This is a genomic window from Bacillus sp. S4, from assembly GCF_040838205.1.
GTDB classification, from domain to species: Bacteria; Bacillota; Bacilli; order Bacillales; family Bacillaceae_G; genus Bacillus_A; species Bacillus_A cereus_U.
In genome coordinates this window covers 1-5,491 of record NZ_JBFPJI010000224.1, presented here as the reverse complement: position 1 = coordinate 5,491, position 5,491 = coordinate 1, and the positions used below count along the sequence as shown (strand labels likewise).

Below are 5,491 nucleotides of genomic sequence, written 5' to 3'. Positions count from 1 at the left end.
CAAAATAATAGAGGGAAGAGTAATCTTCCCTCTATTTAATTTGTTATTTAATTTTCTTAAATGCAAGCGGCTGAGTACTTAACATAGCTGGTACATGTAACTGAAGGGATGGGAATTCACCACTCACACTCATTTCATAAGCGAATAATAAACTCATTTTCATTTGGAATAACTCAACTTCTGCGGAGAAGATGTCGTAATGATGATGCCCTAATTGAATATCCATCTCCATAAATTGTACATTTAACGAATCATCTCGCTTGTATATTTGTAATGTTCCGTATGCAGGATGTTCAAAAGTACCAGTATAATCCTCTAACTTGTGAGAAGGTGTAGTTCCTTTAATTTGTTCAGGAAGTGATTCAGTTGCTTCTTTCATCATTTCCTTCATTTTTTCAGTATCTTCTACAGCACGTTTATGCCAATCAATGGATTCTAATTCAAGTAGTTCATCATAAATTTGATTAGCGAGATAAGTAGGAAGTAATGTGCCTCCAGCATTTGTTAAAATGACAAGGCCTACATTTTCTTTTGGCATGAATGAAACAAGTGCCGAAAATCCATCAATATTACCGCCATGATGAATCACTTTATTACCACGATAAGCGCTAATAAACCAACCGAGGCCGTAACTATTTAATGGAGATTCAGGGAGTGATAGAACTGGTTGATCTGGAATTGAATTGTGTGGTGTATACATTTGTTGTAATAATTCAGGGGAGATTAATTCATGATCTCCAAACTTTCCTTTGTTTAAGTGAAGGAGTACCCAATTTGCCATATCTTCAATTGTAGAATTAATACACCCAGCAGCACCAACTGTATCAATGTTACGGAATGGAACTTCTTTTATTTCACCGTCATTTTCAATGTAAGGTAAAGCATGATTATCTGTATGTTGTGAGTCTGTAACAGAGAAATTTGTTTGATCCATATTTAAAGGCTCTAAAATATGTTCTGTAACATATTGTTCCCATGTTTGATTTGTAATGTTTTCCACAATATAGCTAATTGTCGCATACATTAAATTGTTATATAGAAATGCTGTGCGGAACGGAGCATCAAGTGATAAATGTTTTATTTTTTCTACTATATCTTTTCGAGATAAGGAAGAGCTGTACCAAAGAGCCTCGTGACGACTTACACCAGTTCGATGAGAAGCTAAATCTCGTCCTGAAACTTGTGAGCTAGCAAGTAGTTCAGATAAAGAGAAGTTAGGTATATAAGACTGGACGGGAGTATCCCAATTAAACTTTTTTTGCTGTGCTAATAAACTTAATGAAAGTGTGCCAAAAGCTTTCGTTGAGGAACCAATTGCGAACCGAGTACTCGGTGTAACAGCCTCTTTTGTCTCTATATTACGATAGCCGAAACCTTCAGAAATAATGACCTCACCATCTTTTATAACGGCTATAGCAGCGCCAGGAACGTGTAAATCCCTCATCATCTTCTCAACCTTATGTTGTAACGTACTTAAAACAGGAGTTTTGATTTTAGACATGCTTCCAACCTCCAAATATAATTTTTATGTTCCGCACTATACTTTCTGTAATAGAAAAGTGAAAACCTTTTTTAATATTGAAAGTTAATAATTTTGTAAGAAATATTGAAAGAATTTTTATTAATTTGGATTATTAAATTCGCTGTTTTTCATGTTATGATAAATTTCATATAAGATTGAAAGAAGGTTTTCCTACATATGAAACATGCTGAATATGAATACTTAAATTTATGCCGCCATGTAATGGAGCACGGTACGAAGAAAGAAGATCGTACAGGGACAGGAACTGTATCTGTATTTGGATATCAAATGCGTTTTGATCTGAGTAAAGGATTTCCTTTATTAACGACAAAGAGAGTCCCGTTTCGCCTTGTAGCAAGTGAACTACTTTGGTTTATGAAAGGTGATACAAATATTCGTTATTTATTGCAGCATAATAATAACATTTGGAATGAATGGGCATTTAAGAGCTGGGTAGAAAGTGATGAGTATACTGGTCCTGATATGACTGATTTCGGTCTTCGCTCACAACAAGATGAGGAATTTAAAGTGCAGTACGATGAGCAAATGGAATTGTTTAAAAAGAACGTTTTAGAAGATGATGATTTCTCAAATAAATATGGTTATTTAGGAGACGTATACGGTAAGCAGTGGCGTGCTTGGAAAACGACAGCTGGTGAGACACTTGATCAATTAAAAGATGTAATTGAAATGATTAAAAAAACGCCAGACTCACGTCGCCTAATTGTTTCTGCTTGGAATCCTGAAGATGTACCAAGTATGGCATTACCGCCTTGTCATACGCTATTCCAATTTTATGTAGCGGATGGCAAACTTTCTTGTCAGCTATATCAAAGAAGTGGAGATATATTCCTTGGAATTCCATTTAACATTGCAAGCTATTCACTTCTAACACATTTAATAGCACATGAATGTGGTCTTGAAGTAGGAGAGTTTGTTCATACAATTGGTGATGCACATATTTATACAAATCATTTTGAACAAGTCGAAAAGCAGTTGGCACGTGAACCACGCCCGTTCCCTAAACTTACATTAAATCCAGATGTGAAATCTGTGTTTGATTTTGAGATGGAAGATTTAACGATTGAAGGATATGATCCACACCCAGCGATTAAAGCACCGGTTGCAGTGTAATTGTAGAGGAGATGACAAGATGATTGTTTCATTTATGGTCGCAATGGACGAGAATAGAGTAATTGGTAAAGATAATAACTTACCTTGGCGTTTACCGAGTGAATTACAGTATGTAAAGAAAACGACGATGGGTCACCCACTTATTATGGGGAGAAAGAACTATGAAGCAATTGGTAGACCATTGCCTGGAAGACGTAATATTATTGTAACTCGTAATGAAGGGTATCATGTAGAAGGCTGCGAAGTAGCTCATACTGTAGAAGAAGTGTTTGAACTATGTAAAAATGAAGAAGAGATTTTTATTTTTGGCGGAGCGCAAATTTATGATCTCTTTTTACCTTATGTAGACAAGTTATATATAACAAAAATCCACCACGCATTTGAAGGAGACACATTCTTCCCAGAAATGGATATGACAAATTGGAAAGAGATTTTTGTAGAAAAAGGTTTAACGGATGAAAAAAATCCGTATACGTATTATTACCATGTATACGAGAAACAACAATAATAATAAAAATTGATGTGAGTATTCGCATCAATTTTTTTATTTGTATTTATAAATGTAAGTTTATAGATGATATTCAATAGTGCTATAATGAAAGGTAGCATGTGAAAAATGCTAAAATTTTCAAAAGTATTAATATAGAAAGAGGAGGAGAATCAGTTGAGAAAAATATGGGGGATTCTTTTTCTTTGCTTTGCATTAATGCTAGTCGGATGCGGCAAAGAAGAAAAACCACAAGAAGCGTTTGATACATATGTAAAAGCATGGAATAAACAAAAATTTGCAGATATGTATGATCAATTATCAGAAAATGCAAAAAAAGATATTTCACAGAAAGAGTTTACTGAGAAATATGAAAAGATTTATTCTGGTATTGAAGTGAAAGACTTAAAGGTAGAAACAGGGGAAGTAAAAGAAGATAAAAAAGATGAAGGCCCTGTTCCTTTTAAAGTAAGCATGGATACAGTTGGTGGTAAAATCACTTTTGGCCATGAAGCAAAAATGGTGAAAGAAAAAGATGGGGATAAAGAGTCTTGGAAAATAGATTGGACTCCTGATTTCATTTTCCCTGGCATGACAAAAGATAGTAAAGTGCGTATGCAGACAACACAACCAAAACGTGGTGAAGTTTACGATCGTAATGGAAAAGGTCTTGCGACGAATGGTAAAGCTTCTGAAATCGGAATGATTCCTGAAAAGTTAGGGGATGCTGCTCCGCAAACGAAAGAAACGGTAGCGAAGTTGTTAAATATGTCTGTAGAAGAGATTGATCAAAAACTAGCTGCAAAATGGGTAAAACCAGGGTATCTCGTACCAATTGGAATTTTGCCTGAGGGGGCAACGCAAAATACGTACATCGATTTACCAGGTGTTGCAACAAAACCTGTAAATGTTCGTACATATCCGTTAGGGGAAGCAGCAGCGCATCTTACTGGTTATATCGGAAAAGTAAATGCTGAAGATTTAAAAACGCTTCAAAAGAAAGGCTATCAAGCCGATGAACCAGTTGGTAAGGCTGGATTAGAGCAAGTATTGGAAGAACAGCTACGCGGGAAAAAAGGTGGCCGTGTCTTCATGGAAGATGCACAAGGAAGAGAAATTAAAAATTTAGCGAAAACAGATGCTGTTGATGGGGAAAATGTAACTTTAACTATTGATAGTGCTACTCAAGAAAAAATTTATAATGAAATGAAAGGAGAGGCTGGATCTAGTGCTGCAATTAATCCGAAAAGCGGGGAAACGATTGCACTTGTAAGTAGTCCAGCTTACGATCCTAATCTTATTGCAAGAGGGACATCAAAAGCTCAACGTGAAGCTTGGAATAATGATCCGAAAAAACCAATGACGAATCGATTTACACAATTATCGGTTCCGGGTTCTGTATTTAAGCCGATTACAGGTGCAATTGGACTTGAAACAAAAACAATCGATCCGAAAGAAGAATTGAAAATTGAAGGATTGAAATGGACGAAAGATTCTTCTTGGGGCAATTATTACGTAACACGTGTAAAAGATGCAAATCCGATTGATTTTGATAAGGCAATGAAATACTCGGATAATATTTACTTTGCACAAGAAGCTTTGAAAATTGGAAAAGATAAATTTATGGCTGAGGCGAAAAAATTCGGATTTGATGAGAAATTACCAATTGAATACGGATTCCCAGTTTCTAAAATCGCAAGTGATGGCATAAAAAATGATATTCAAATGGCAGATACAGGATATGGACAAGGACAAGTCTTAATGACCCCTCTTCATTTAGCTTTAACGTATGCACCGATTGTAAATGATGGAACGATTCCGTCGCCATATCTTATTAAAACAGATAAACAACCAAAGGCCTGGAAAGAAAATGTGATTTCTAAAGGAACTCAAGATATATTGAAAACGGCTTTAACGAAAGTAATTAACGATCCAGATGGTACGGGGAAAATTGCAAAAATTGATGGTATGACCCTTGCTGGTAAAACAGGAACAGCAGAATTAAAAGTATCAAAAGAGGCAGAAGGAAAAGAACTAGGTTGGTTCGCTGCGTTTGATTTAAATTCACCTGATATGGTCATTACAATGATGATTGAAGATGTAAAAGGTAGAGGTGGAAGTAATATTCCGGCTGAAAAAGTGAAACATGTTTTTCAAAAGTAGTAATTGATGAAGACTATCTCCATGAAATATGGAGGTAGTTTTTTTATTTGATTAAAACCTTAATATTTATATACAAAAACTAACTGAAATAATATAAATTATTAACTTACGAAAAAAAAGTAGCTATTTTTATTGACAGCCATTAAAACTTTTTGTATTATACTTACATAAGGTAAGTTATTTAC

Annotated in this window: 4 protein-coding genes; 3 read left to right on the top strand and 1 reads right to left on the bottom strand. The window is 35.1% G+C overall.

Annotation, left to right across the window (positions count from 1 at the left end; translation table 11 throughout):
* Window positions 1-43: 43 nt before the first annotated feature.
* On the bottom strand, window positions 44-1,501 hold the full coding sequence (locus AB3X48_RS16985) for a serine hydrolase (RefSeq protein WP_256416115.1): 1,458 nt from the start codon (window positions 1,499-1,501) through the stop codon (window positions 44-46).
* Window positions 1,502-1,699: 198 nt separating this feature from the next.
* On the opposite strand from AB3X48_RS16985, the gene AB3X48_RS16980 reads away from it, so the two are divergent.
* The 3 genes from AB3X48_RS16980 (at window position 1,700) to pbpC (ending at window position 5,306) form a co-directional block, all read left to right on the top strand.
* Window positions 1,700-2,656 carry a thymidylate synthase gene (locus AB3X48_RS16980; RefSeq protein WP_002085878.1) on the top strand — a complete coding sequence of 319 codons (957 nt, stop codon included), beginning with the start codon at window positions 1,700-1,702 and terminating at the stop codon, window positions 2,654-2,656.
* 19 nt (window positions 2,657-2,675) lie between these two features.
* Entirely contained in the window at window positions 2,676-3,164 is a 489-nt protein-coding gene (locus AB3X48_RS16975) for a dihydrofolate reductase (protein ID WP_000637202.1), read from the top strand.
* A 156-nt stretch (window positions 3,165-3,320) separates the two neighbouring features.
* Window positions 3,321-5,306 (top strand): penicillin-binding protein 3, encoded by a 1,986-nt coding sequence (pbpC, locus tag AB3X48_RS16970; protein ID WP_256416114.1) that lies wholly within the window; start codon window positions 3,321-3,323, stop codon window positions 5,304-5,306.
* Window positions 5,307-5,491 lie beyond the last annotated feature (185 nt).

What these genes read in the sequence shown, in the direction of transcription:
- AB3X48_RS16985 (WP_256416115.1), bottom strand. Translation starts at nt 1,501, where the DNA reads ATGTCTAAAATCAAAACTCCTGTTTTAAGTACGTTACAACATAAGGTT.
- AB3X48_RS16975 (WP_000637202.1), top strand. Translation starts at nt 2,676, where the DNA reads ATGATTGTTTCATTTATGGTCGCAATGGACGAGAATAGAGTAATTGGT.
- AB3X48_RS16980 (WP_002085878.1), top strand. Translation starts at nt 1,700, where the DNA reads ATGAAACATGCTGAATATGAATACTTAAATTTATGCCGCCATGTAATG.